General features: G+C 71.0%; 22 protein-coding genes. 8 read left to right on the top strand and 14 right to left on the bottom strand.

Annotation, left to right across the window (positions count from 1 at the left end):
- Positions 1-19: 19 nt before the first annotated feature.
- The 5 genes from ASF44_RS20985 to ASF44_RS20965 form a co-directional block, all read right to left on the bottom strand.
- Positions 20-1,030: an ABC transporter ATP-binding protein gene (locus ASF44_RS20985; RefSeq protein ID WP_056901201.1), complete on the bottom strand. Its 1,011-nt coding sequence runs from the start codon at positions 1,028-1,030 to the stop codon at positions 20-22.
- Positions 1,031-1,481: 451 nt separating this feature from the next.
- Complete coding sequence (locus tag ASF44_RS20980; RefSeq protein ID WP_369820947.1) at positions 1,482-2,540, bottom strand: ABC transporter ATP-binding protein; 1,059 nt, start codon at positions 2,538-2,540, stop codon at positions 1,482-1,484.
- A gap of 5 nt (positions 2,541-2,545) precedes the next feature.
- On the bottom strand, positions 2,546-3,442 hold the full coding sequence (locus ASF44_RS20975; protein WP_056901200.1) for an ABC transporter permease: 897 nt from the start codon (positions 3,440-3,442) through the stop codon (positions 2,546-2,548).
- Between the two features lie 14 nt (positions 3,443-3,456).
- Positions 3,457-4,410, bottom strand: a complete 954-nt coding sequence (locus ASF44_RS20970; protein ID WP_056901199.1) for an ABC transporter permease — start codon at positions 4,408-4,410, stop codon at positions 3,457-3,459.
- Positions 4,411-4,474: 64 nt separating this feature from the next.
- On the bottom strand, positions 4,475-6,025 hold the full coding sequence (locus ASF44_RS20965; protein ID WP_369820950.1) for an ABC transporter substrate-binding protein: 1,551 nt from the start codon (positions 6,023-6,025) through the stop codon (positions 4,475-4,477).
- A 368-nt stretch (positions 6,026-6,393) separates the two neighbouring features.
- Between ASF44_RS20965 and ASF44_RS20960 the strand changes: the two genes are divergently transcribed.
- Positions 6,394-7,683 carry a Zn-dependent hydrolase gene (locus ASF44_RS20960; protein WP_082524942.1) on the top strand — a complete coding sequence of 430 codons (1,290 nt, stop codon included), beginning with the start codon at positions 6,394-6,396 and terminating at the stop codon, positions 7,681-7,683.
- Here the strand turns inward: ASF44_RS20960 and ASF44_RS20955 are convergent.
- The 3 genes from ASF44_RS20955 to ASF44_RS20945 form a co-directional block, all read right to left on the bottom strand.
- Positions 7,680-8,960, bottom strand: coding sequence for an FAD-binding oxidoreductase (locus ASF44_RS20955; protein WP_304437998.1), 1,281 nt, complete (start codon positions 8,958-8,960; stop codon positions 7,680-7,682). The genes ASF44_RS20960 and ASF44_RS20955 overlap by 4 nt on opposite strands.
- Complete coding sequence (locus ASF44_RS20950) at positions 8,957-9,310, bottom strand: RidA family protein (protein ID WP_056901197.1); 354 nt, start codon at positions 9,308-9,310, stop codon at positions 8,957-8,959. The genes ASF44_RS20955 and ASF44_RS20950 overlap by 4 nt, the downstream gene beginning before the upstream one ends.
- Before the next feature lie 114 nt (positions 9,311-9,424).
- Positions 9,425-10,378, bottom strand: coding sequence for a LysR family transcriptional regulator (locus tag ASF44_RS20945; protein WP_056901196.1), 954 nt, complete (start codon positions 10,376-10,378; stop codon positions 9,425-9,427).
- Between the two features lie 120 nt (positions 10,379-10,498).
- On the opposite strand from ASF44_RS20945, the gene ASF44_RS20940 reads away from it, so the two are divergent.
- Entirely contained in the window at positions 10,499-11,488 is a 990-nt protein-coding gene (locus ASF44_RS20940; protein WP_056901195.1) for a tripartite tricarboxylate transporter substrate binding protein, read from the top strand.
- Positions 11,489-11,492: 4 nt separating this feature from the next.
- Positions 11,493-13,013, top strand: a complete 1,521-nt coding sequence (locus ASF44_RS20935; protein ID WP_056901194.1) for an amidase — start codon at positions 11,493-11,495, stop codon at positions 13,011-13,013.
- A gap of 17 nt (positions 13,014-13,030) precedes the next feature.
- Here the strand turns inward: ASF44_RS20935 and ASF44_RS20930 are convergent, their stop codons facing one another.
- The gene (locus ASF44_RS20930) at positions 13,031-13,852 is read right to left on the bottom strand and encodes an IclR family transcriptional regulator (protein WP_056901193.1); all 822 of its coding nucleotides are present in this window, start codon (positions 13,850-13,852) and stop codon (positions 13,031-13,033) included.
- A 135-nt stretch (positions 13,853-13,987) separates the two neighbouring features.
- Between ASF44_RS20930 and pyrC the strand changes: the two genes are divergently transcribed.
- From pyrC to ASF44_RS20905, 5 genes are all read left to right on the top strand, one after another.
- Complete coding sequence (gene pyrC, locus ASF44_RS20925) at positions 13,988-15,031, top strand: dihydroorotase (protein ID WP_056901192.1); 1,044 nt, start codon at positions 13,988-13,990, stop codon at positions 15,029-15,031.
- The gene (locus tag ASF44_RS20920; protein WP_056901191.1) at positions 15,028-15,966 is read left to right on the top strand and encodes an NYN domain-containing protein; all 939 of its coding nucleotides are present in this window, start codon (positions 15,028-15,030) and stop codon (positions 15,964-15,966) included. The genes pyrC and ASF44_RS20920 overlap by 4 nt, the downstream gene beginning before the upstream one ends.
- Positions 15,967-16,138: 172 nt before the next feature.
- Complete coding sequence (locus tag ASF44_RS20915; protein WP_369820946.1) at positions 16,139-16,729, top strand: DUF3025 domain-containing protein; 591 nt, start codon at positions 16,139-16,141, stop codon at positions 16,727-16,729.
- 72 nt (positions 16,730-16,801) lie between these two features.
- On the top strand, positions 16,802-17,674 hold the full coding sequence (gene htpX / locus ASF44_RS20910; RefSeq protein ID WP_056901190.1) for a protease HtpX: 873 nt from the start codon (positions 16,802-16,804) through the stop codon (positions 17,672-17,674).
- A gap of 234 nt (positions 17,675-17,908) precedes the next feature.
- Positions 17,909-18,220 (top strand): DUF4148 domain-containing protein, encoded by a 312-nt coding sequence (locus ASF44_RS20905; RefSeq protein ID WP_056901189.1) that lies wholly within the window; start codon positions 17,909-17,911, stop codon positions 18,218-18,220.
- A 61-nt stretch (positions 18,221-18,281) separates the two neighbouring features.
- Here ASF44_RS20905 and ASF44_RS20900 read toward each other — a convergent pair whose 3' ends face one another.
- The 5 genes from ASF44_RS20900 to cysK form a co-directional block, all read right to left on the bottom strand.
- Positions 18,282-18,899 carry a flavin reductase family protein gene (locus ASF44_RS20900; RefSeq protein ID WP_200930641.1) on the bottom strand — a complete coding sequence of 206 codons (618 nt, stop codon included), beginning with the start codon at positions 18,897-18,899 and terminating at the stop codon, positions 18,282-18,284.
- Positions 18,896-19,987, bottom strand: a complete 1,092-nt coding sequence (locus tag ASF44_RS20895) for an MBL fold metallo-hydrolase (RefSeq protein ID WP_082524941.1) — start codon at positions 19,985-19,987, stop codon at positions 18,896-18,898. Before ASF44_RS20895 ends, ASF44_RS20900 begins: the two co-directional genes overlap by 4 nt.
- A gap of 61 nt (positions 19,988-20,048) precedes the next feature.
- Positions 20,049-21,731, bottom strand: a complete 1,683-nt coding sequence (locus ASF44_RS20890) for an NAD(P)/FAD-dependent oxidoreductase (RefSeq protein WP_056901188.1) — start codon at positions 21,729-21,731, stop codon at positions 20,049-20,051.
- Positions 21,732-21,846: 115 nt separating this feature from the next.
- Positions 21,847-22,881 (bottom strand): J domain-containing protein, encoded by a 1,035-nt coding sequence (locus ASF44_RS20885; RefSeq protein WP_056901187.1) that lies wholly within the window; start codon positions 22,879-22,881, stop codon positions 21,847-21,849.
- A gap of 86 nt (positions 22,882-22,967) precedes the next feature.
- Positions 22,968-23,885: a cysteine synthase A gene (cysK, locus tag ASF44_RS20880; protein ID WP_056901186.1), complete on the bottom strand. Its 918-nt coding sequence runs from the start codon at positions 23,883-23,885 to the stop codon at positions 22,968-22,970.
- Positions 23,886-23,892: the final 7 nt, after the last annotated feature.

Here is a 23,892-nt window from a genome sequence, read left to right as displayed (position 1 = left end):
TCCGGTGTGAGGGGGGTGTTCAGCCGACGGTCGCGGGCGCCAGCGCGGCCACGGCGTCGGTGCGCAGGCAGCGTGCACGGTGGCCCGGTGCAAGGGTCACGGGCTCGGGCCGGGTCTGCAGGCAGGCCGCCTCGGCCAGGCTGCAGCGTGCCGCGAATGCGCAGCCTGCCGGCAGCGCAGCCAGGTCGGGCGGCGCGCCGGCGATGGTCTCCAGCCGTGCGCCCTTGGCCAGCGCGCCGTGCGCGCGGCTCTTGAGCAGGGCCACGGTGTAGGGGTGGCGCGGCGCGCGGATCAGCTCGCGCGCCGTGCCTTCCTCGACGATGCGGCCGGCATACATCACGGCGATGCGGTCGGCCACCTCGACGGCCGCGCCGATGTCGTGCGTGACGAACAGCACCGACAGGCCCAGGTCGCGCTGCAGCTCGCGCAGCAGCAGGAGGATCTGGATCTGCACGGTCGCGTCCAGCGCGGTGGTGGGCTCGTCGGCCAGCAGCACCTGCGGCTTGCAGGCCAGGGCCAGCGCGATCATGGCGCGCTGGCGCATGCCGCCCGACATCTCGTGCGGGTAGGCCTGCAGCCGGCGCTCGGGGCTCGGGATGCGCACGCGCTCGAACAACGCCAGCGCGCGCTGGTGGGCCTCGGCCTTGGACACGCTCTCGTGCCGGCGGATCGACTCGACGATCTGCGCGCCCACCGGGTAGACCGGGTCCAGCGCCAGCAGCGGCTCCTGGAAGATCATCGAGACCATCTTGCCGCGGTAGTCGGCCAGTTCGCGGTCCGACATGGCCAGCACGTCGCGGCCGGCCACGCGCACCTCGCCCGTGACCTGGCTGCGCCGCGGCGGATGCAGGCGCAGCAGCGTGCGCAGGGTCACGCTCTTGCCCGAGCCGGATTCGCCGATCAGCGCGACGACCTCGCCCTGGCGCAGGTCCAGGCTCACGCCGTTGACGGACTGCACGGGCTTGCGGCCGCCGGTGAAGGTGACGTGCAGGTCGCGCAGGCGGACGAAGGGTTCTGCGGTGGTGTTCATGCGGCTGTCTTTCTGCTGTCGTCGTTTTTTTGCGTGACGCGCGAGGGTGGCGGCCCCAATGGCAGGCGGCGCAGACACGCGTTCTCCGGGGCACGCTCGCGCGCGCTGTGGGCGGCTGAAGAAGGGCGGGCTCGCCCGCCGATGGCGCGGCTTGCGGGCCATCTCTGGGCCGCGAATGGCCCCTGCGCCCGCATGTCAGCACCGCCTGCCTGACGTCGGGCTTGTGCGAAGGCGCACGACCGGCGCGTCCGCGCTCGTGCGTCACCGTCGTGTCGGGCGGTGACGGTGGGCCTGCGGGCGCAGGCCCCATCCGCGACGGCGATGCGCGCTTCTGGCGCGCCGCCGGTGTTCAAGCGCGTGTGTCCCGCAGGCCACTGCCGGTTTCCGCGAGCGTGGGCCGTAGAACGCAGGCACGCTGCCGCCGCCTGGGCGCCATGCCAAAGAGGGAGGCTCATGCCAGCTGCGCCAGTGGATGCCCGCTGCCGCGTTGATGGATCAGGCACGCCACCGACTGCTCCGCGCGCGCCACACGCTGCGGTTCGGTGCGCGAGCAGACCGCCGCCGCCTGCGGGCAGCGCGGGTGGAAGCGGCAGCCACTCGGTGGATCGATCGGGTTGGGCGGGTCGCCGGCCAGCGGCACTTCCATGGTGCGGTTGTCCGGGTCCATCGACGGCATGGACGACAGCAGCGCGCGCGTGTAGGGATGGGCAGGGTCGTCGAACAGCGCTTCCGACGGGCCGACCTCGGCCACCTTGCCCAGGTACATCACCATCACGCGGTCGCTGATGAAGCGCACCACGTTGAGGTCGTGGCTGATGAACACATAGGTCAGGCCGAACTCGGCCTTCAGGTCCATGAGCAGGTTCAGCACCTGCGCCTCGACCGACTTGTCGAGCGCCGAGACGGCCTCGTCCAGGATCACCATGCGCGGCTGCAAGGCCAGCGCGCGCGCGATGTTCACGCGCTGGCGCTGGCCGCCCGACAGCTCATGCGGGTAGCGCTCGGCGAAGCGGCCCGGCTCCAGGCCCACGCGGGCCAGCAGGTCGCGCGCACGCGCCACCGACTCGCGCGTGGACACGCCGTGCACCTGCGGGCCGAAGGCGATGGAGTCCTCGATCGTCAGGCGCGGGTTCAGCGAGGCATAGCTGTCCTGGAACACCATCTGCACCTGGCGCCGGAACTCCTTGAGCGGCAGCTCGCGGCTGCCCACCGTGCGCCCGTCGAACACCACCTCGCCCGCGCTCGGGGCGATCAGCTGCATGAGCAGCCGCGCGGTGGTCGACTTGCCGCAGCCGGACTCGCCGACCACGCCCAGCGTCTCGCCCTTCAGGACCTCGAAGTCCACGCCGTCCACGGCGCGCACCACCTTGCGTGGCGCGCCGGGCAGTGCGCCGCCCTTGAGCGCGAAGTGTTTCGTGAGGCCGCGGATCGTCAGCAGCGGCTGGGCCGGGCCGCCGATCTCGTCGGCATGCTCCAGCGTCGCGGCGGCGGCTTGCAGTTCGGTCGTCATCGCGTTCACCCCTTGTTGTCCATGGCCGTGCGCAACCCGTCCGAGAGCAGGTTGAACGAGATCGAGGTGATGAAGATCATCACGCCTGGCAGCGCGGCGATCCATGGCTGCACGTAGATGGCGGTGCGCAGCGTGTTGAGCATCAGGCCCCACTCGGGCTCGGGCGGCTTCACGCCCAGGCCCAGGAACGACAGGCCCGAGGCCAGGATCATCGACACCGCGATCAGGCTGGTGGCGTACACGAAGATCGGCCCCAGCACGTTGCCCAGCACGTGCACGCGCACGATGGTGAAGGCGTTGGCGCCCGAGGCGCGCGCGGCTTCCACGTAGTCGCGCCCGCGCACCTGCGTGGTCACGGCCTCGGCCACGCGCGCGATCTGCGGGATGAACACGATGGTCAGCGAGATCAGCGAGTTCAGGATGCCCGCCCCCAGCGCGCCCGACAGCGCAATCGCCAGCAGCACCGAGGGGAAGGCGTAGAACACGTCGATGGTGCGCATGATCACGCTGTTGACGGCGCCGCCCGCATAGCCGGCCACGATGCCGATGATGGCGCCGAACACGAAGGCGAACAGCACCGGCGTGATGCCGATGAAGAGCGACAGCCGCGCACCCACGATCAGGCGCGAGAGCATGTCGCGGCCCAGCTCGTCGCTGCCCAGCGGGTACCCGCTGGTGCCGATGGGCTTGAGCCGGTTCAGCATCGAGGCCTGGTAGGGGTCGGCCGGCGCGACCCAGGGGCCGAACACGCCGACGGCGATCAACAGCAGCACCACGCAGGCGGCGCCCACGGCCACCGGGTCGCGCCGGAAGCGCAGCCAGACCGAGGCCCAGTAGCCGCGCGAGCGCTGGGCCGGCAAGGGCTCGACGGTCGCAATGGAGGGGGAGAGGACGGCGGACATGGTTCTTCTCCGTTTCAGCCGCGGGCGATGCGCGGATCGAGCAGCGTCTGCACGATGTCCACGATGAGGTTGAGCACCACGAAGAACATGGCCAGCACCAGGATGGAGCCCTGCAGCAGCGGCAGGTCGCGCTGGAAGATGGCCGAGTTCAGCAGGAAGCCGGTGCCGGGCCAGGAGAACACGGTCTCGATCAGGATAGAGCCGCCCAGCAGGTAGCCCAACTGCAGGCCCATGACTGCGAGCGCGGTCGGCGCGGTGTTCTTGACGATGTGGCAGAACACGCCGAAGTGCGTGAGCCCCTTGGCGCGCAGGCCCAGCACGAACTCCTGCTCGAGGATGTCGGCCACCAGCGCGCGCACCGTGCGCGCGATGATGCCCATGGGGATCACCGACATGGTGATGGCCGGCAGCACCAGGAACTGCAGCTGCTCCCAGTTCCATGTCCAGTCGCCCGATCCGGTCGGCCCCGCGCCGGTGGCCGGCAGCCAGCCCAGGATGGACGAGAACACGATCACCATGACCATGCCCAGCCAGTAGTGCGGCACCGACACGCCCAGCACCGAGATGACCGAGGCCGCGCGGTCGATCCACGAGCCACGGAAGTAGCCCGCCACGAAGCCGAACAGGCAGCCGAAGACGAAGCCGATGGCGGTGGCCACCACGGCCAGGCGCAGCGTGTTGCCGACGGCCTTGATCACCTCGCCCGCGACGGGGCGGCTGGTGGCGATGGACGTGCCCAGGTCGCCCTGCAGCGCGCGCCAGACCCAGCTGGCGAACTGCTCGGGCAGGCTGCGGTTGAAGCCGTACAGCTCACGCAGCTGGGCCTGCAGATCGGCCGAGGCGTCCGGCGGCAGGATGGAGACGAGCGGATCGCCCGGCGCGAGATGCACCAGCGCGAAACACACCAGGGCCACCCCCAGCATGATGGGAATGGCGTAGACGATGCGGCGCAGGATGTAGGCAAGCATGGGCGTGGCTGGCTGGGAGGCTGGCGAGGAAGCGCCCGACCCCTCACGGGCCGGGCGGGCGGACTCAATCCATCGTCATCGTGGCGATGTCGATGAACCAGCTCTTGGGCTGCACCACGTTCTTGACCTTGGCCGACATGGCGCGCGGGCCCACGTCGTGCGCGATCCAGATGAAGGCCGCGTCGTCGACCAGGTGGGCGTGCAGCTTGGCCAGAGCGGCGTCGCGGCCGGTGTCCTCGAACGTGGTGCGCGCGTCGGCGATCAGCTTGTCGACCTCGGCGTTGCCGTAGTAGCCCCAGTTGTTGGAGACCGGCGGGAAGGTCTTGGTCGAGGAGAAGCGCACCATGGCGAAGAACGGGTCCATGGCCGCGAAGCTCACGTTGATCGCGTTGCTGCCGTTGGCGGTCGCGTCCTTCACGCCGCGGCGCCAGTTCGTGAACAGCGTGTTCCACTCGATCACGTCGAACTGCACGTCGAAGAAGCATTGCTTGAGCGACTGCTGCACGAACTCGTTCATCGGCAGCGGCTGCATCTGGCCCGAGCCCGAGGCCGAGATCTGCACCTTCACCTTGAGCGGCTTGGCCGCCGTGTGGCCGGCCTGCGCCATGAGCGCCTGGGCCGCCTTCACGTCGTACTTAATGTCGAACTTGGGGTTGCCCCACCACGGGTGGCCGGGCGGCACCGTGCCCTTGGGCTCGGCCATCATGCCGCCCAGGAACTGCTTGAGGCCCGCGCGGTCCACGCACAGGTTGGCGGCCTGGCGCACGCGCTTGTCCAACCAGGGCGAGCCTTCGGCGAACGACAGCTGCCAGGGCCACACGTGGGGCTGGGCGTTGGAATAGATCTTGTAGCCGCGCTGCGTGATCTGCGGCATGGCGTCGGGCGAGGGCGCCTCGATCCAGTCGACCTGGTTGCCCAGCAGCGCGGCCGTGCGCGCGTTGGCTTCGGGCATGGGCAGCATCACCACCTTGTCGATCTTGGGCGTGCGCTTGGGGTCCCAGTAGGCCTTGTTGGCGGCCACCTCCAGGCGCTCGCGCGCCACGAAGCGCGTCATCTTGAACGGGCCCGTGCCTGAGGCATCGGAGGCGAACGCGGTCCAGGCCTGCTTGGCGCGCTCGGCCGGGTCGGCCACGCTGGCCGGCACGGCCTTGAGCTTGGCGTCCCAGTGCGCGGGCGAGGCCATGAACAGGTTGGTCAGGTTCAGCGGCAGGAAGGAGTCGGGCTCGCTCGTCGTCAGCTCCACCGTCATGTCGTCGATCTTGCGGGCCGAGACCAGCGTGGGCATGCGCGAAGCCGTCACGCCGACCTGGCTGGCGTCGAAATGCGGGGCGGCCTTGTCGAGCACCTTGCGCACGTTCCAGACCACGGCGTCGGCGTTGAAGGCCGAGCCGTCATGGAACTTCACGCCGGGGCGCAGCTTGAAGGTCCACTTGGTCTTGTCCTTGGCGTCCACGGCCCAGCTGGTGGCCAGGCCAGGGATCAGCACGCTGGGCGCGTCGGCCTTGGACAGGTCCCAGTGCGTCAGCGCGTCGTACATCGGGATGCCGGTGAAGCGGTTGCCTTCGAACCCCTGGTCGGGCTGGCCCAGCGTGCGCGGGATGTCGGCCGCGGTCATGGCGATGCGCAGCGTCTTCTCCTGCGCCTGGGCGGTGCCGGCCAGCGACAGCAGGCACAGTGCGGCGCCGGCGGCCACGGACTTCAGCGCGAAGGAAGGGGAGGCAAGGTTCACGTGGGATCTCCTGGGGAGGGTGGGGCGGTGGATGAAGGGATGACAGTCCGGATCGGTTTAGCAAACGGTGTGCCAGGTGTGCTGCAAGGTATCGACAATCGATTTTGTTGTTGATGAATTGAATTGTTGTGCATCGAAAGTCAGTCAATTAATATTGATTGCATCGATGTCCGGTCCGTTTATTGCTTCGACAGGCCGGTCTGCCAATTCGCGCTTTCCCCCTGGCGTTCATTCCCCACTTTGGAGCACGCAGCATGGATTCGTCCGTTCTCACCCCTTCCGCCGCGCACGTCGGCACCGTGGCCACCGACGGTCTGCGCATCGACGGTGCGCGCCTGTGGCGCTCGCTGATGGACCTGGCCCGCATCGGCGCCACGCCCAAGGGCGGCGTGTGCCGCATCGCGCTGACCGATGACGACCGCCTGGGCCGCGACCAAGTCGCCGACTGGTGCCGCGCCGCCGGCCTGGATGTGCGTGTGGACGAGGTCGGCAACATGTTCGCGCGCCGCGCAGGCACCGATCCGCAGGCCCGCGCCGTGGCCACGGGCAGCCACATCGACACCCAGCCCTCGGGCGGCAAGTTCGACGGCAACTTCGGCGTGCTGGCCGGGCTGGAGGTCATGCGCACGTTGAACGACCGCGGCATCGCCACGCGCGCGCCGCTGGAGGTGGTGGTCTGGACCAACGAGGAGGGCACGCGCTTCACGCCGGTCATGATGGGTTCCGGTGCATTCGCGGGCGTGTTCCTGCCCGATTTCGTGCGTGCGCAGGTCGATGGTGCGGGCCTGTCGGTCGGCGGCGAACTGCGCCGCATCGGCTACCTGGGCCCGCAGCCCTGCGGCGAGGTGCCCGGTGGCGGCTATGCCGCGTACTTCGAGGCCCACATCGAGCAGGGCCCGGTGCTCGAAGATGCCGGCCTGCCGATCGGCGTGGTCAGCGGTGCGCTGGGCCAGCGCTGGTTCGACGTGACCGTGACCGGCATGGACGCGCATGCCGGCCCCACGCCCATGGCGCTGCGGCGCGACGCCATGCTGGGCGCGGCGCGCATGGTCGAGGCCGTGAACCGCATCGCGCTGGACGAGGCCCCCCACGGCCGCGGCACGGTGGGCCACATGCAGGTGCTGCCGAACTCACGCAACGTGATCCCGGGCCAGGTGCAGTTCTCGGTCGACCTGCGCAACCTGACGGACGACGGCCTGGACCGCATGGAGGCTGCGCTGCGCACGCGGCTGGTCGAGATCGCCGGCGACACGCGCGTTGCCGTGGACCTGCGCCAGGTGGTGCAGTTCGACGCCTGCCATTTCGACGCGGCCTGCGTGGCCAGCGTGCGCAACGCCGCCGGGCAGCTGGGCCTGGCGCACATGGACGTGGTCAGCGGCGCTGGGCACGACGCCGTCTACGTGGCGCAGGTCGCGCCCACCGGCATGATCTTCGTGCCGTGCAAGGACGGCATCAGCCACAACGAGATCGAGGACGCGCTGCCCGAGCACATCGAGGCCGGCGCGAATGTGCTGCTGCTGGCGATGCTGGAGCGGGCGGGCTAAGCACCGAATCGCGCCGGCGCATAGGGCGCCGGATCGACCAGCGGCGCGACGCCATCGATCAGCTCGGCCAGCAGCCGGCCGCTCGCCGGCCCCAGCGTGAAGCCCTGGTGCGCGTGGCCGAAGTTGAACCACAGGCCGCGGTGGCGCGGCGCTGCGCCGACGACGGGCAGCATGTCCGCCGTGCAAGGGCGCGCGCCGCGCCAGGGCGTGGCCTCCACCGGCTGCGGCAGGTCCAGCAGCTCGCGCGCGGCGGCCTCGGCCCCGGCCATCTGCCAGGGCGTGGCGGCGGCATCGCGCGGCGCGAACTCGGCGCCGGTGGTGACGCGCACACCGCGCTGCATGGGCGCGACGACCAGGCCGCGGTCTGCATCCAGCCAGGGCATGCTGGGCACGGGGCCGCCCGTGTAGTGGCGGTGGTAGCCGCGCTTGACGAACAGCGGCAGGCGGTAGCCCAGCGGGCGCAGCAGGTTGTCGGCCCAGGGGCCCAGCGCGACCACCGCGTGCTCGGCATCGAGCGGGCCGTCGGCGGTCTGCAGCGACCAGCCGGCGCCGTTGCCGTTCTGGCGCAGGCTGCCGGCATCGGCCTGCACGATGCGCCCGCCCAGCTGCGTGAAGTGGGCGGCGTAGCGCGCGACCAGCGCGCCCGGGTCGCGCACGGCCCAGGGCTGGGGCCAATGGATGGCGCCCACCAGCCGCGCCTTGAGCGCCGGTTCGGCCGCCGCCAGTGCGCCGGCGTCCAGCGCGGTGTGCTGCACGCCATACGCGCCGCGCAACCGCTCGGCGCGGGCCAGCGCTTCGTCCATGGTGGCGGCCGTGCGGAACACCCAGCGGTAGCCCGTGCGCAGCACCAGGTCTTCCGCACCGGCGGCGGCGATCAGCGGCGCGTGTTCGGGCGTGGCGTGCGCGATCAGCCGGGCGTACGCCTGCGCGATGGCCGGGTAGTGCGCCGGCCCGGATGCCTGCCAGTAGCGCGCCAGCGGGCCGGCGAGGCGGGGCATGGCCGCGGCGTGGTAGTTGACGTCGATGCCCCGCTTGAAGGCCACGCGCAGCAGCTTGCCCGCGTCGCGCGGAAAGGCGTAGGGCTCCACGGCCTCCTGCTGGATCAGGCCGGCGTTGCCGTACGAGGTTTCCTCGCCCGGCGCGCGCCGGTCGGCCAGCACGACGGCGTGGCCGCGCAGGGCCAGGTGGATGGCGGTGCAGGTGCCGACCATGCCGGCGCCCAGGACCAGCACGCTGCTGCGCGCTGAAGCGCGTGCGGGCGGCCGGGCGTTCGTCACGACGGCAGCGCCGCGATGGCGGTCAGCTCGAGGCGGGCGCCCGGCAGCACGAGGTCGGCGCGCACGGTGGTGCGTACCGGGCGGGGCTCGCCGAAGGCCGCGGCGTAGACGCGGTTGAACTCGGCGAAGTCGGTGGCGTCGACCAGGTAGGCCGTGATCGACACCACGTCGGCCAGGCCCAGGCCCTCGCCCTGGAGCGTGGCTTCGATCCGGGCCAGCGTCAGCGCGGTCTGCGCGGCGATGCCTTCGGGCACGCTGCCATCGGGCGACAGCGGCAGCTCACCGGAGAGGAACAGCAGCCCGTGGCTGCGGCGGGTTTTCGAGAAGGGCAGGGCAGGAGGCGTGGACATCGGTTCTGCGTTTCGGGGTTGCGGAAAGGCCGGACCGATTGTGTCGCCGGGCGCGGCGCGCACCAATGCTGCAACGGGCAAGCCTGCGTTGCCATCGGCGCAACGCTGTGGCGGTCAGCGCGCGACGTCCAGGGCTTCGCGCAGGTGGTCGACGAAGGCCCGTGCGGCATCCGGCAGGTGCCGCCCGGCCATGGCCTGCACTTCGAAGTGGCGCTCGTTCATCTCGCGGTCACGGAGCGGCACGGCGGCGACGATGCCGCTGTGCAACTGTTGGCGCAGTGCGAGTTCGCCGCAGAACGTCACGGCCTGGGTGTGGGCCACGTACTGGATCAGCGGGTACAGGTGGTCGCTGGTGATGGTCGCGTCCAGCGCCAGGCCCTGGCGGCTGGCGCTGATGTCCAGCAGCTGGCGCAGCGTGGAACTGGCCGCGGGCAGCGCCAACGGGTAGGCCACCAGCTGCGACAGGGCCAGCTGGCTGCGCGCCGCCAGGGGATGCCCGGCGCCGACGATGGCCAGGATGGGTGCCGGGTGCCGCAGCACCACGTCGATGCCGCGTTCCGAGCGCAGCGACACCGTCACGCCCAGGTCCGCCAGGCCCTCGCGCACGCGCCGGCTCACCTCGCTCTGCACCGACATGTCCAGCGTGAAGCGGATGCCCGGGTTGCGCTGCTGGAACTCGGCCACCAGCCGCGGCAGGAACTCGTAGGCGAAGCCCTCGGTGGCCACGATGCGCACCTCGCCCTGGCGCAGTCCGCGCAGGCCCAGGATGTCGTCGGCCACGCGCTCGATGTCCAGCCAGGACCGGCGCGCGTGTGCCGCCAGCAGTTCGCCGGCGCTGTTGAGCACCATGCCGCGCGCGCGGCGTTCGAACAGCAGCGTGTCCAGCTCCTGCTCGAGCCGGCCGATCTGGCGGCTGACGGCCGAGGGCGCCACCTCCAGCCGCGCCGCGGCCTCGGTGACCGAGCCGGCCCGCGCGACCTCCAGGAAGTGGCGCAGCGCCACCTCCTGCAGCACGCGCTGGTTCAGGCCGCGGCGTGCGCGCGGGCGGCGGGTGGTGGACGAGGGCATGGCACTGGCCTTTGCTTGCGTTGCGACATGGGCAATGAAGGTTTCACATCATTGTGCTTGCTGCACGGCTACGGCGTTTCTACGATGCAGCCATCCCTCCGCAAACCAAGGTTTCGCCCCATGTCCCTCGCCTCCTTCTCCCGCCGTGCGGCACTGGCCGTGGCCGGCCTGTCCACCGTGCTGGCCGCGCTGCCGGCGCTGGCCGAGAGCGTCTATCCCAGCAAACCCATCACGCTGGTCGTGCCGTTCCCGCCTGGCGGCAGCGCCGACACCGTGGGCCGGCTCATGGGCCAGCAGTTGTCCGAGGCGCTCGGCCAGCCCGTCATCATCGACAACCGGCCCGGCGCTGGCACGGCCATCGCCGCCGGCCTGGTGGCCAAGGCGCCGGCCGATGGCCACACGCTGCTGATCAGCTCGGGCTCCACCTTCACGGCCAACCCGGCGATCCGCACCAACCTGCCGTACGACGCGGTCAAGAGCTTCGACCCCATCGCCGTGGTCGCGCGCATTCCGCTCATCGTGCTGGCCAACACCGGCGTGCCGGTCAACAACGTCAAGGAGTTCGTGGCGGCGCTGCGCGCCACGCCCGACAAGTACGCCTACGCCTCGTTCGGCTCGGGCTCGACGGCGCACTTCACGGGCGAGATCGTGCTGCGCGCGGTCGGCGCCAAGATCCTGCACGTGCCCTACAAGGGCAGCGCGCCGGCCATGACCGACCTGATCGGTGGCCAGGTGACGTTCTCGGTGGACACCGTGACGGCCGCGCTGCCGCAGCTCAAGGCTGGCAAGGTCAAGGCCATCGGCGTGACCACGGCCAAGCGTTCCTCGCAGTTGCCCGATGTGCCCACCTTCGCCGAGGCCGGCTACCCCGAGATCGATGCCGACACCTGGATCATGGTCGTCGCGCCCAAGGGCACGCCCGCGCCCGTGCGCCAGAAGCTGGAGAGCACGCTGGCCCGCATCGTGGCCATGCCGGCGGTCGCAGCCCAGTTGCGCGCCAACGGGGCCGAGCCGCTGTTCTCGGGTTCCGCAGCGTCTGCCACACTGATCGAGAAGGAGCTGCCGCTGATGCGTGCGATTGCTCAACGTGCCGACATCCGCCCGGATTGACACCATGCTCGTCGAAACCTCCGCCGTCGAACTGCGCCGCCTGATCGGTGCCCGCCAGCTCTCGCCCGTCGAGCTGCTGGAGGCCTGCATCGCGCGCATCGAGCAGTTGAACCCCTTCGTCAACGCCGTCACGGCCACCTCCTACGAACGTGCACGCGCCGAGGCGCGCGCCGCCGAGCAGGCCGTGCTGCGCGGCGAGCCGCTGGGCCTGCTGCACGGACTGCCGCTGGGCGTGAAGGACCTGGAGCCCACGGAGGGGCTGTTGTCGACCGCCGGCACGCCCAGCCTGCGCAACCACGTGCCGGCGGCCGACATCGAGCTGGTGCGCCGGCTGCGCGCGGCCGGCGCCATCGTGGTCGGCAAGACCAACGTGCCCGAGATGGGCGCGGGCGCCAACAGCCGCAACCCGGTCTGGGGGGCCACCGGCAACCCGTTCGACCCGAACCTCAACGCCGGCGGTTCGTCGGGCGGCTCGGCCGCCGCGCTGGCGCTGGACCTGCTGCCCGTGTGCACGGGCTCGGACACCGGCGGCTCGCTGCGCATCCCCGCGGCCAAGTGCGGCGTGGTGGGGTTCCGGCCCTCGCCAGGCGTGGTGCCCAGCGTGCGCAAGCCGCTGGGCTTCTCGCCGATCTCGGTGGTCGGCCCGATGGGCCGCGACGTGGGCGACGCCTGCCTGCAGCTGGCCGCATCGGCCGGGCCGCATGCCGGCGACCCGCTGAGCTACCCGCTGGACCCGCTGGCCTTCCTGCAGCCGGCGCCGCTGGACCTGTCGCGCCTGCGCGTGGCCTGGACGGAGGACTTCGGCAGCTGCGATGTCGACCCCGTGGTGCGCCGCGCCATGCGCGCGCGCATGGCAGAGATGCGCGGCCTGTTCGCCGCCTGCGACGCGGTGCGTTTCGACGACCTGGGCGACGTGCACCGCTGCTTCGACGTGCTGCGCGCCGAGGCCTTCGTCGCCGGCATGCGCGAGACCTATGAGCGCGACCCGGCCAGCCTGGGGCCCAACCCGCGCGCCAACTACGAGATGGGCGTGCGCATGAGCCTGCTGGACGCCGCCTGGGCGCAGACCGAGCAGACGCGCATCATCCAGCGGTTCCAGCGCATCTACCAGGACTACGACCTGGTGCTGGCGCCGACCACGCCGGTCTCGCCCTTCCCATGGACGCAGCCCTACGCGGCCGAGATCGACGGCCGGCCGCAGGAGAACTACTACCGCTGGCTGGCGCTGACCTACGTCACCACGCTGACCACGCACCCGTCCATCACGCTGCCCTGCGGCGTGGACGAGCGGGGCATGCCATTCGGCTTGCAGGTGGTGGGCGCGTTCCGCGGCGACCTGCGTCTGCTGTCGGCCGCGCAGGCGATGGAAGGCGCGTTCGCCAGCCGGCCCACGCTGCGCCGCCCGCGGCCGGACATTGCGCGGCTGCGCCCGGCCGAGCCGGCGCTGGACTCCATCGTGACCGCGCCGCCGGACGACCGCTGCGCGCACCGGCCCAGCACGGCAGGGGCGGCCTCGGTCGTCTGAAGGCCGTCAGGACGCCGTCAGAACGCAATCGTGCTGGAGATCGCGCGGGCGCACTCGATCAGCATCGGCGCTAGCTTCTTGCGCGCGTCCTCCATGGTCCAGCGGCTGGTCGGGGGCGACAGGTGCAGCGCGCCGACCGGCAGGCCCTGGCGGTCCACCAGCGGCGCGGCCAGGCCCATGTCGCCCAGGAACAGCTCTTCGCAGTTGGTCGCGTAGCCGACCTGGCGGCACTGGCGCACCTGCTCGACGATGGCATCCACGTCGGTCAGCGTGTACTGCGTGCGCGCGGCGCGCTGCGAGGCCTCCAGGATCTGGCGCACCTGCTCGTCCGGCAAGGTGCTGAGCCAGGCCCGCCCGCAGCTGCTGCAATACATCGGGATGCGCATGCCCACGGGCGTGAACACCGGGATGTGCTTGGAGGTGGTCAGCTGCGCGAGGTACAGCATGTCCTGGCCCACGGGCTCGGTCACGTTGGCGGTCTCGCCGCTGGCGTGGGTCAGCTGGGCCAGGTAGGGGTGCGAGACCTGCACGAGCGGGTGGCCCACCAGGTAGTTGGCGCCGATCTCCATGGCGCGCGGCAGCAGCTGGAAGCGCCGCGTGCGCGGGTGCTTGCCCACATAGCCCAGCACCTGCAGCGTGTGCACGGTGCGCTGGGCCGAGCCCTTGGTCATGCCCGTGAGTTCGGCCAGTTCGGCCAGCGTCAGCGTGCGGTGCGAGGCGTCGAACGCGCGCAGCACGGCCAGGCCTTTTTCGAGCGATTGGTTGAACAGGGGGTCGGCCGGCCTGGCCTCGTCCGGCTCGGGGGCAGGTGTGGGGGCGGGTTGCTTGCGTGTTGCCATCGGTTCTGTGCCCGCACCGCCAGGTCGCATCGATGTTCCGACTTGGTGCATGCGTTCAAGCTGTTGTGAATATCGATGATCGATTCTATGGATGCAAGGCATCCGGTGCCCGCCGCGATGGGAGAATCCGCCCCCATGCACGCAACCACCGACACCCTCACGCTGACCCGCCCCGACGACTGGCACCTGCATCTGCGCGATGGCGAGGTGCTGCGCACGCTGGTGCCGCACAGCGCGGCGCAGTTCGCACGCGCCATCGTCATGCCCAACCTGCGCCCGCCCGTCACCACGGCCGAGCAGGCGCTGGCCTACCGCGGCCGCATCCTGGCGGCCGTGCCCGAAGGCGCGGCGTTCGAGCCGCTCATGACGCTGTACCTCACCGACCAGATCGCGCCCGAGGAGATCCGCCGCGCGCGCGCGGCCGGCGTGGTGGCCGCCAAGCTCTACCCGGCCGGCGCCACCACCAACAGCGATTCCGGCGTCACCGGCCTGCGCACGGTCTACCCGGTGCTGCAAGCCATGCAGCGCGAGGGCATGCTGCTGCTGGTGCACGGCGAGGTGACCGACCAGACGGTGGACCTGTTCGACCGCGAGGCCGCCTTCATCGACCAGCAGCTGATCCCGCTGCGCCGCGACTTCCCCGAACTGAAGATCGTGATGGAGCACATCACCACGCGCGAGGCCGCCCAGTACGTGGGCAGCGCCGACGCGCACACGGCCGCCACCATCACGGCGCACCACCTGCTCTACAACCGCAACGCCATCTTCACGGGTGGCATCCGGCCGCACTACTACTGCCTGCCCGTGCTCAAGCGCGAGACACACCGCGTGGCGCTGGTCGAGGCGGCCACCAGCGGCAGCCCCAAGTTCTTCGCCGGCACCGACAGCGCGCCGCACGCGTCCCACCTCAAGGAGCACGCCACGGGTTGCGCCGGTTGCTACACCGCGCACGCCGCGCTGGAGATGTACGCCGAGGCCTTCGACAAGGCCGGCGCGCTCGACAAGCTCGAAGGCTTCATGAGCCTGCATGGCGCGGACTTCTACGGCCTGCCGCGCAACCAGGGCACGGTGACGCTCCAGCGCGAGGAATGGACCGTGCCCGACAGCTATGTCTATGGCGAGGCCAACCTCAAGCCGTTGCGCGCCGGTGAGACGCTGCCGTGGAAGGTTGTCGCATGAGCGCGGGCACGGTGGTCCCGTCCGGCCCGGTGGCCCTGCTGATCGACGCCGACAACCTGTCGGCACCGGAGATGGTGGCCCAGGCACTGCGGCACCTGACGCAGCTGGCCGGCCCCGTCGGCATCCGCCGCGCCTACGGCAGCGCCGAGAACCTCAAGGGATTGTCCGGCGTGCTGCGCGAATTCGCGTTCCACCTGTGCGTGAACCTGCCGCTGGCCAAGAACACCACCGACATGGCGCTGGCCGTGGACGCCATGGACCTGTGCGCCCGGTATGCGCCCGGCGTGCTGGCCATCGGCACGGGCGACGCCGACTTCGCGCCGCTGGTGCTGCGGCTGCGCGAGCGCGGCGTGCGCACGGTGTGCTTCTCGCAGGCCAACAAGATGTCGCCCGAGGTGCACGGCTTCTACGACGAGGTCGTGCTGCTCGGTGCGCGGCGCAGTGCCGCGGCCAGCGTGGTGGCCAGCGTGCTGCCGGTCGCTGCGCCGGCCGCGGCGCCCGCTCCGGCCCGCAAGACCGCCGCCCGGAAGACGCCGGCGCGCAAGACGGCGGCCAAGTCCGTGGCCGAGGCGGCGCCCGCGCCTGCCCCGGCTCGCGTGCCCGCACCGCCGCCGTCGCCTGCACCGGCGCCTGTGCCTGCATCGCCGGCGCCGGCACCGGCGCCCGAGCCCGCACCGGTCTCGGCGCGCGCGGCGGCCGCGGCCGCCAAGGAGGCCGAGCTCAGCGAACGCGTGCAGGCCCTGCTGCGCGAGATGCCGGGCGTCACCGAAGGCCACGAGGTCGACTTCGGCGAAGTCGCCAAGCGGCTGCGCGAAGCCAAGCTATTGGGCCGCCAGGCCGTGATGTCCAAGTTCCTCAAGAAGCATGTGCCGGGCGTGGAACTGACGCCGCAGGCGCAGCCGCGCAAGCTGCGCTGGGCACCCGGCCCGGCGTGATCCCCGACTGGTCCCGGCCCTGGCTGCAGCCCTATGCCGCCCAGGGCCGCCAGCTGGCGCAGGCCATGCGCCAGGGCTTGCCTCTGTACGCGGCGCTCAACGCCGTCGCCGGCCCGGCGCAACCGCGGTTCGTGCCGCAGCAGTCGCTGCCGCCGGGCCAGGCTACGAGGCCTTGCTGCACGCGCAGCGCGAATGCCCCACGCGCGAGAACCTGCACGACCTGTTCAACGGCCTGGCCTGGCTGCACTTTCCGCGCACCAAGTGGCGGCTCAACGCGCTGCACGCCGCCGAGATCGCCCGGCGGGGCCAGGGTCCGCGGCGCGGCCCGTTGCGCGACGCGATGACGCTGTTGGACGAGAACGGCGCGCTGCTGTTGGCCCCACATGGCATGTGGGATGCGCTGCGTGCGCGCGACTGGCGCGGCCTGTTCGTCACGCGCCGCGGCCAGTGGCGCAAGGCCCGGCTGCTGGTCTTCGGCCATGGCCTGCTGGAGCAGCTGCAAACACCGCGCAAGCCGCTCACCGCCCATGTGCTGGCGGCTCCCCAAGCTCTTGAATCGATAGCGGACATCGACCGCTGGCTGGCCGCTGCCATCGACGGCCCGGCCTGGGCGGAGAAGCCTTTCGCTCCGCTGCCGGTGCTCGGCGTACCGCTCTGGTGCGCAGGGAACGCACACGAATCCTTCTATGATGACCCGCTTGTTTTTCGCCCCGCCCCAGGTTCAGACGTACGAGAACAAAGGACATTGCCAGGCGCGGCTTGAGGTTGTGCACACTGCCCCCATGTGTGCAGCCGTCACCCACTTTGATTGTTGAAGGGCGCCCCCGGAGAACCCATGAAACGCATTGCCTTGTTTGTCCTCACCAACCTCGCCGTCGTGGTGGTGCTGGGCGTTGTCGCCAGCCTGCTCGGCGTCAACCGCTTCCTCACGCCCAACGGGCTGAACCTGGGCTCGCTGCTCGGCTTCGCGCTGATCATGGGCTTCGGCGGCGCCATCATCTCGCTGCTGATCAGCAAGCCCATGGCCAAGTGGGCATCGAAAGTGCAGGTCATCGACGGCACGGGTTCGGCCGACGAGCGCTGGATCGTCGAGACCGTGCGCCGCTTTGCCGACAAGGCCGGCATCGGCATGCCCGAGGTCGGCATCTTCGAGGGCGATCCGAACGCGTTTGCCACCGGCGCCTTCAAGAACTCGGCCCTGGTCGCGGTGTCCACTGGCCTCCTGCAGAACATGACGCGTGAAGAGGTCGAGGCCGTGATCGGCCACGAGGTCGCGCACATCGCCAACGGCGACATGGTCACCATGACGCTGATCCAGGGCGTGATGAACACCTTCGTGGTGTTCCTGTCGCGCGTGATCGGTTACGCGGTGGACAGCTTCCTGCGCAAGGGCGACAGCGAGAACTCCGGCCCCGGCATCGGCTACTGGGTCACCACCATCGTGCTGGACATCGTGCTCGGCTTTGCCGCCGCCATCGTCGTGGCCTGGTTCTCGCGCCAGCGCGAGTTCCGTGCCGACGCCGGTGCCGCGCAACTCATGGGCCGCAAGCAGCCCATGATCAACGCACTGGCCCGCCTGGGCGGCGTGCACACGGGCGAGCTGCCCAAGAGCGTGGCGGCCTTCGGCATCGCCGGTGGCATCGGCCAGCTGTTCTCGACCCACCCGCCGATCGAACAGCGCATCGCCGCGCTGCAGAACGCGCAGTAAACCCGGCGTCGCGCCGGCATGCGAGCCGCCTTCGGGCGGCTCTTTTCATGGGCGCTTTGTTTCTGATGCGGAAACGATCCATTGCCTGGCGCCCGGTTTTTCTTTCGGCCTCCCACTTCCACAATTCAACCCATCGATGAGACGCACACAAGACGACTCATCGAGACGAAGACGGACATGGGGTCCGGCTCCGCCGAATGAGCCATTGCATCCATCGCCTGAAAGGAATCCATCATGAACAAGTTCATCGCCTCCGCCCTGATCGCCGCCGCAACGTTCGCCGCCGCCCCCAGCTTCGCTGGCGACAACATCAGCGGTGAAGTCGGTTACGTGCCGCAAGTGAGCAGCGCCAAGAGCAGCCTGACCCGCGAAGCCGTGCGTGCCGAATACCTGCAGGCCGAACGCAACGGCACGCTGCCTGAAGTGGGCGAAGGCGCCGACATCGGTGCCGTGGCCACCGCCAAGAGCAACCTGACCCGCGACGCTGTGCGCGCCGAAGCTGTCTATGCCGTGCGCCACGGCCAGCAACTGGGCGGCGAAGTCTGAGCTTCGTCTTTCCCATGCAAAGAGCCGCCCTCGGGCGGCTCTTGTCGTTGTGGGCCCTGGATCAGCGCGGCCTGCGCATCAGGAACTTCTCGCCCAGCCCGAAGTAATCGGCCGGGCCGCCGCCGCGCAGGATGGGCTGGCCGGCGGCCGTGTCGTAGATGCCGTCCTTGAGCAGCGCCCGCGCGATGTGCACCTGCACCACCTCGCCCAGCACCAGCCAGGTCTCCACGGCACGGCCGTCGGCGCCTTGCAGCTGCACCAGCTGCGACAGCTTGCACTCGAAGGCCACGGGGCTCTCGCCCACGCGCGGCGGTGCCACGCGTTGCGAGGCGACGGGCGTCAATCCAGCCAGTTCGAACTCGTTCACGTCGGGTGGCACGGCGGCGCAACTGGCGTTCATCTGCTCGGCCAGCGGGCGCGTGGCCAGGTTCCAGACGAACTCGCCGGTTTCCTCCACATGCGCCAGCGAGTCCTTGCGGCCGATGCTGGCGAAGCCCACGATGGGCGGCACGTAGTTGAAGGCGTTGAAGAAGCTGTAGGGCGCCAGGTTCACCAGGCCCGCCTTGCTGCGCGTGGACACCCAGCCGATGGGCCGCGGCCCGACGATGGCGTTGAACGGGTCGTGCGGCAGGCCGTGGCCCAGCCGCGGTTCGTAGGAGTGCAGGTCGTCGTGGATCATGGGATGGCCTTGGGAATGCGCGGCGGCAGCCGCAGGGTTTCGCCGATGGCGGTGACGCAGAAGTCCTGCGGCGTCAGGCCCGCGGCCTGCAGCATCTCGGCCAGCTTGCGCGGCGGTTCGTCCAGCGGCTCGTTGGTCAGCTTGAAGGTGCCCCAGTGGATGCCCAGCGAGCGCTTGGCCCCGAGTTCCTGGTGGATGCGCACCGACTCCTCGGGGTTCACGTGCTGCGGCGCCATGAACCAGCGCGGCTCGTAGGCGCCGATGGGCAGCAGCGCGAGGTCGAAACCACCGCCGCTCGCCGTGCTCTGGCGTTCGGCGAAATGCGCGCGCGTGTCGATGAAGTTGTTCGGCGAGTAGCCCGTGTCGCCACCGAAGTACAGGTGCAGGTCGGGCGCCAGCACCGCGAAGCCGCCCCACAGCGAGGCCATGCGGTCGCCCAGCGTGCGCGAGGACCAGTGGCGCACGGGCGTCAGCGTGACCTCCACGCCGCGCAGCTGCGCGGTCTGCCACCAGTCCAGCTCCACCACGTCGGCGATGCCGCGGCGCGCGAACCAGGCCTTCAGGCCCAGCGGCACCACGAACAGCGGCGGGCCGCCGGCCTGGCGCGCGAGCGCCTGCACGGTGGCAACGTCGAGGTGGTCGTAGTGGTTGTGCGAGACCAGCACCAGGTCGATGGGCGGCATGTCCTGCGGCGCGATGGCCGGCGGCTGCGCGCGCTGCGGCCCGCTGAACGTGAACGGCGAGGCGCGGTGGCTGCAGTGCGGGTCGGTCAGCAGGTTCACGCCGCCGAACTGGGCGAGCACGGTGGCGTGGCCCAGCCAGGTCGCGGCCGGCGCGAGTGCACCGCCGCGGTTGCGCGCGATGAAGTCGAGGTCGGCGGGCTGGGTGGGCGTGGGCTGCGCGGCGGCCTGCTGTTCGCGCCGGGCCTGCCACTGCCAGCGCAGCACGTCGGCCAGGCCGCGCGGCTCGAACGGCTCGGTGTTGCGAAAACGGCCGTCGGTGCCGCGCGGCGCGCCCAGGCGCACTGGCGTACCGTCGGCTTCGCCTGCGGCGCGCGCCTGCCCGGGGCGGCCCGGCGCGGCGCTCATTGGAGTTGCTTCGCGCTGCGCGCTGCGGTGCCCCGAGCACCTTGGGGCGGCCCGGCGGTGCTCATGCGGGTGCCAGTGCGCGGGCCACGGCCTCGGCCACCTTGAGCCCGTCCACGCCGGCCGACAGGATGCCGCCCGCGTAGCCCGCGCCTTCGCCGGCCGGGTACAGGCCGGACAGGCCCACGCATTGCAGCGTGGCGGGGTCGCGTTCGATGCGCACGGGCGCCGAGGTGCGTGTCTCCACGCCGGTCAGCACGGCGTCGGCCAGGTCGTAGCCCGGGATCTTGCGCGCGAAGGCGGGAAAGGCCTCGCGCATGGCGACGATGGCGTAGTCGGGCAGCACGCCGCCGAGGTCGGTCAGGTGCACGCCAGGCTTGTAGCTGGGCTGCACCTCGCCGAACCGGGTGGACGGCCTGCCGGCGAGGAAGTCGCCCAGCAACTGGCCTGGCGCGCTGTAGTCGCTGCCGCCCAGCACGAAGGCCGCCGATTCCAGCCGGCGTTGCAGCTCGATGCCGGCCAGCGGGTGCGGCTGGCCCTGGGCCGATGCGGGAACGTCGATGTGCTGGTACTCCGTGGGGAAATCCGCCGGCGTGATGCCCACCACGATGCCCGAATTGGCGTTGCGCTCGGCGCGCGAGTACTGGCTCATGCCGTTGGTGACCACGCGGCCGGGTTCGCTCGTGGCCGCGACCACGGTGCCGCCCGGGCACATGCAGAAGCTGTAGACCGATCGGCCGTTGCTGGCGTGGTGCACCAGCCGGTACTCGGCCGCGCCCAGGTCCGGGTGGCCGGCGTGGCGGCCCCAGCGCGCACGGTCGACCAGGCTCTGCGGGTGCTCGGCGCGAAAGCCGATCGAGAAGGGCTTGGCCTCCATGGGCGCACCGCGCGCATGCAGCATCTCGAAGCTGTCCCGCGCGCTGTGGCCCAGCGCCATGACCACGTGGTCGGCGCGCAGCTCCGACGTGGCACCGCTGGCCTGGTTCAGCACCACGAGTCCGCGCACCTGGCGGCCGTCGGGGCCGTCCTGCACCGTGAGGTCGACCACCTTGTGCTGGAAGCGGATCTCGCCGCCCAGCGCGATGATGTCGGCGCGCATGCTCTCCACCATCTTCACGAGCCGGAAGGTGCCGATGTGCGGGTGCGCCTCCCACAGGATTTCTTCGGGCGCGCCGGCCTTGACGAATTCCTCCAGCACCTTGCGGCCCAGGAAGCGCGGGTCCTTGATCTGGCTGTAGAGCTTGCCGTCGGAGAAGGTGCCGGCGCCGCCCTCGCCGAACTGCACGTTGGATTCTGGATGCAGCTCGCGTTTGCGCCACAGGTCCCAGGTGTCCTGCGTGCGCTCGCGCACGGCCTTGCCGCGCTCCAGCACGATGGGGTTCAGGCCCATCTGCGCCAGCGCCAGCGCCACGAAGATGCCGCACGGGCCAAAGCCCACGACCACGGGGCGCAGCGCGGGCGGCTGCGCGAGCCGCACGGGCGGCTGCCAGGCCATGTCGGGCGTGGCCGACACATGCGGGTCGCCCTGCAGGCGGGCCAGCACGGCGGCCTCGTCCTGACCTTCGGCCAGCGCGGCATCGACGATGTAGACGCGCAGCAGCTCGGCCTTGCGCGCGTCGAAGCTGCGCTTGAAGACGGTGTGGCTGGCGATGGCGCCGGGCGGCAGGCCGAGCTTGGCGGCGATGGCAGCGGGCAGGGCGTCCGCGGCATGGTCCAGCGGCAGCTTGATTTCGGAGAGGCGGATCATGGTGTGGCACGGCCCGTGGTGATCGGGCGGAGCAGGGGAGGCGGTCGATGATACGGGGCCGGCCCCGCTGTGCGATGCGCGTGCGACGTGCGGGTACGTTTGGCGCCGCGCCGGTTCAGCCGCGCTGCTCGCGCAGCCACTGCTTGAAGAATCGCGGGTCTTCCAGCTCGGCCCGCTCCCACTGGTAGTAGGCGATGTTCTGCTGCAGCGCGCGCGCCTGCTCGCGGATGGCGCGCGCCATGCGCGTGGCGGTCGGCTCGGCGCCGTGGCCCAGGCCCAGCTGCGTGCGAAAGCCGCGCTCGGTGTCGGCGGTCTCCTGGCGCAGCTCGTCCAGCTGCTCGGCCAGCACCGCGTTGTAGCGGCGCAGCGCGACCTCTCCCATGGCGGCGATGCTGCGCGTGTCGATCTGCTCGATCTCCAGCTGCAGCTGCAGCAGGTCGAGCAGGTTGCCGGCGCCGTAGGCCACGTTCACACGCTGCATCAGTGCGGTCTTGCGCGCGCGCTGGGCGTCGTCGGGCTCGCGGTCGGGGTGCAGCGCGCTGGCCAGCTTGCGGTAGACGGCGCGGACGGTCTGGCTCGCGTCCTCGGCTTGCGGCGCGGCCGTCATGCGCTGGCGCCGGCTGGCGGCCTTGTGCTGCGCGCGCTGGCGTTCGCGCTGTCGGGCGGTGTCGGATTGGGCGGCTTCCATGCGCTCCCACTGCGCCATCCAGTCTTCGTCGCCGGCGGGCGCGGGCGCCGCGGTGGTGGCCGGTGGCGCATCGGCCTGGTCGTCGTCCGCGGTGTCCGCGTCTTCGGCATCTTCGGCGTCCTGGTGCCGGGCATGGATGGCGCGCAACTCCGGCTCGTCGCCCTGGCGCAGCAGGCTGGCCGCCAGGTCGCGCACCAGCGCATGCAGGATCTGCAGATCGGTGCGGCCCAGCTCGCCGGCGTGGGCCGCCTGGTCCAGGAACCGCAGCAGGTCCAGGTCGATGGCGCGCTGGCTGGTCAGCAGCGGCGCGAGCGCCTGGGCCTGCTGCTGGTGGAAGTCACGGCTGGCCTGTTGCCAGCGCTGCAGCAGCGCGCGCTGCGCGGCGATGGCGTCGGTCAGGCGGTGGAACTCGAGCAGCTGCGGTGGCTGGCCGCGGTCGGCGGTGGTGACGAGGTCAGCCACGGCTCAATGCCCGAACAGGCCCAGCAGATCGTCCGCGCGCTGCTGCGCCTGCGGACGAGCTTGCTCAGTGCGGCCCGGCGCGTTGCTCATGCGGGCAGGAAGCCCTCGATCGACAGGTAGCGCTCGCCCGTGTCGTAGTTGAAGCCCAGCACGCGGCTGCCGGCCGGCAGTTCGGGCAGCTTCTGCGCGATGGCCGCCAGCGTGGCGCCGGACGAGATGCCCACCAGCAGGCCCTCCTCGCGCGCGCAGCGGCGCGCCATCTCGCGCGCGGGCTCTGCGTCGACCTGGATCACGCCGTCCAGCAGGCTGGTGTCCAGGTTCTTCGGGATGAAGCCGGCACCGATGCCCTGGATCGGGTGCGGCGAGGGTGCGCCGCCCGAAATCACCGGCGAGGCCACGGGCTCGACGGCGAAGACCTTGAGTTGCGGCCATTGGGCCTTGAGCACGCGCGCGCAGCCCGACAGGTGGCCGCCCGTGCCCACGCCCGTGATCAGCACGTCCAGGCCGTCCGGAAAGTCGGCCAGGATCTCCTGGGCCGTGGTGCGCACGTGCACGTCCACGTTGGCCGGGTTCTCGAACTGTTGCGGCATCCAGGCGCCGGGCGTGCTGGCCACGATCTCCTGGGCGCGCGCGATGGAGCCCTTCATGCCCTTCTCGCGCGGGGTCAGCTCGAAGCTGGCGCCGTAGGCCAGCATCAGCCGACGGCGCTCGACCGACATCGAGTCGGGCATCACCAGCACCAGCTTGTAGCCCTTGACGGCTGCCACCATGGCCAGGCCCACGCCGGTGTTGCCCGAGGTCGGCTCGACGATGGTGCCGCCGGGCTGCAGCTGGCCGGATTTCTCGGCATCCTCGACCATGGCGAGTGCGATGCGGTCCTTGATCGAGCCGCCCGGGTTGCTGCGCTCGGACTTGACCCAGACCTGGGCCTGGCCGCCGAACAGGCGGTTGATGCGGATGTGCGGCGTGTTGCCGATGGTTTGCAGGACGTTGTCGGCTTTCATGGCGTCT

The sequence above is a fragment of the Pseudorhodoferax sp. Leaf274 genome (assembly GCF_001422445.1).
GTDB lineage: Bacteria > Pseudomonadota > Gammaproteobacteria > Burkholderiales > Burkholderiaceae_C > Pseudorhodoferax.
Note: the sequence above shows the minus strand (reverse complement) of the source record. Positions and strands in the feature narration are given on the sequence as shown.

Bases quoted from the DNA above. Each gene is read 5' to 3' on its own strand.
- ASF44_RS20985 (WP_056901201.1), bottom strand. From the start codon at position 1,030: ATGAACACCACCGCAGAACCCTTCGTCCGCCTGCGCGACCTGCACGTC.
- ASF44_RS20935 (WP_056901194.1), top strand. From the start codon at position 11,493: ATGCTCGTCGAAACCTCCGCCGTCGAACTGCGCCGCCTGATCGGTGCC.
- ASF44_RS20970 (WP_056901199.1), bottom strand. From the start codon at position 4,410: ATGCTTGCCTACATCCTGCGCCGCATCGTCTACGCCATTCCCATCATG.
- ASF44_RS20950 (WP_056901197.1), bottom strand. From the start codon at position 9,310: ATGTCCACGCCTCCTGCCCTGCCCTTCTCGAAAACCCGCCGCAGCCAC.
- ASF44_RS20960 (WP_082524942.1), top strand. From the start codon at position 6,394: ATGGATTCGTCCGTTCTCACCCCTTCCGCCGCGCACGTCGGCACCGTG.
- ASF44_RS20930 (WP_056901193.1), bottom strand. From the start codon at position 13,852: ATGGCAACACGCAAGCAACCCGCCCCCACACCTGCCCCCGAGCCGGAC.
- htpX (WP_056901190.1), top strand. From the start codon at position 16,802: ATGAAACGCATTGCCTTGTTTGTCCTCACCAACCTCGCCGTCGTGGTG.
- ASF44_RS20980 (WP_369820947.1), bottom strand. From the start codon at position 2,540: ATGACGACCGAACTGCAAGCCGCCGCCGCGACGCTGGAGCATGCCGAC.
- ASF44_RS20905 (WP_056901189.1), top strand. From the start codon at position 17,909: ATGAACAAGTTCATCGCCTCCGCCCTGATCGCCGCCGCAACGTTCGCC.
- ASF44_RS20945 (WP_056901196.1), bottom strand. From the start codon at position 10,378: ATGCCCTCGTCCACCACCCGCCGCCCGCGCGCACGCCGCGGCCTGAAC.
- ASF44_RS20965 (WP_369820950.1), bottom strand. From the start codon at position 6,025: ATGACCGCGGCCGACATCCCGCGCACGCTGGGCCAGCCCGACCAGGGG.
- ASF44_RS20940 (WP_056901195.1), top strand. From the start codon at position 10,499: ATGTCCCTCGCCTCCTTCTCCCGCCGTGCGGCACTGGCCGTGGCCGGC.
- ASF44_RS20890 (WP_056901188.1), bottom strand. From the start codon at position 21,731: ATGATCCGCCTCTCCGAAATCAAGCTGCCGCTGGACCATGCCGCGGAC.
- cysK (WP_056901186.1), bottom strand. From the start codon at position 23,885: ATGAAAGCCGACAACGTCCTGCAAACCATCGGCAACACGCCGCACATC.
- pyrC (WP_056901192.1), top strand. From the start codon at position 13,988: ATGCACGCAACCACCGACACCCTCACGCTGACCCGCCCCGACGACTGG.
- ASF44_RS20895 (WP_082524941.1), bottom strand. From the start codon at position 19,987: ATGAGCGCCGCGCCGGGCCGCCCCGGGCAGGCGCGCGCCGCAGGCGAA.
- ASF44_RS20975 (WP_056901200.1), bottom strand. From the start codon at position 3,442: ATGTCCGCCGTCCTCTCCCCCTCCATTGCGACCGTCGAGCCCTTGCCG.
- ASF44_RS20900 (WP_200930641.1), bottom strand. From the start codon at position 18,899: ATGATCCACGACGACCTGCACTCCTACGAACCGCGGCTGGGCCACGGC.
- ASF44_RS20920 (WP_056901191.1), top strand. From the start codon at position 15,028: ATGAGCGCGGGCACGGTGGTCCCGTCCGGCCCGGTGGCCCTGCTGATC.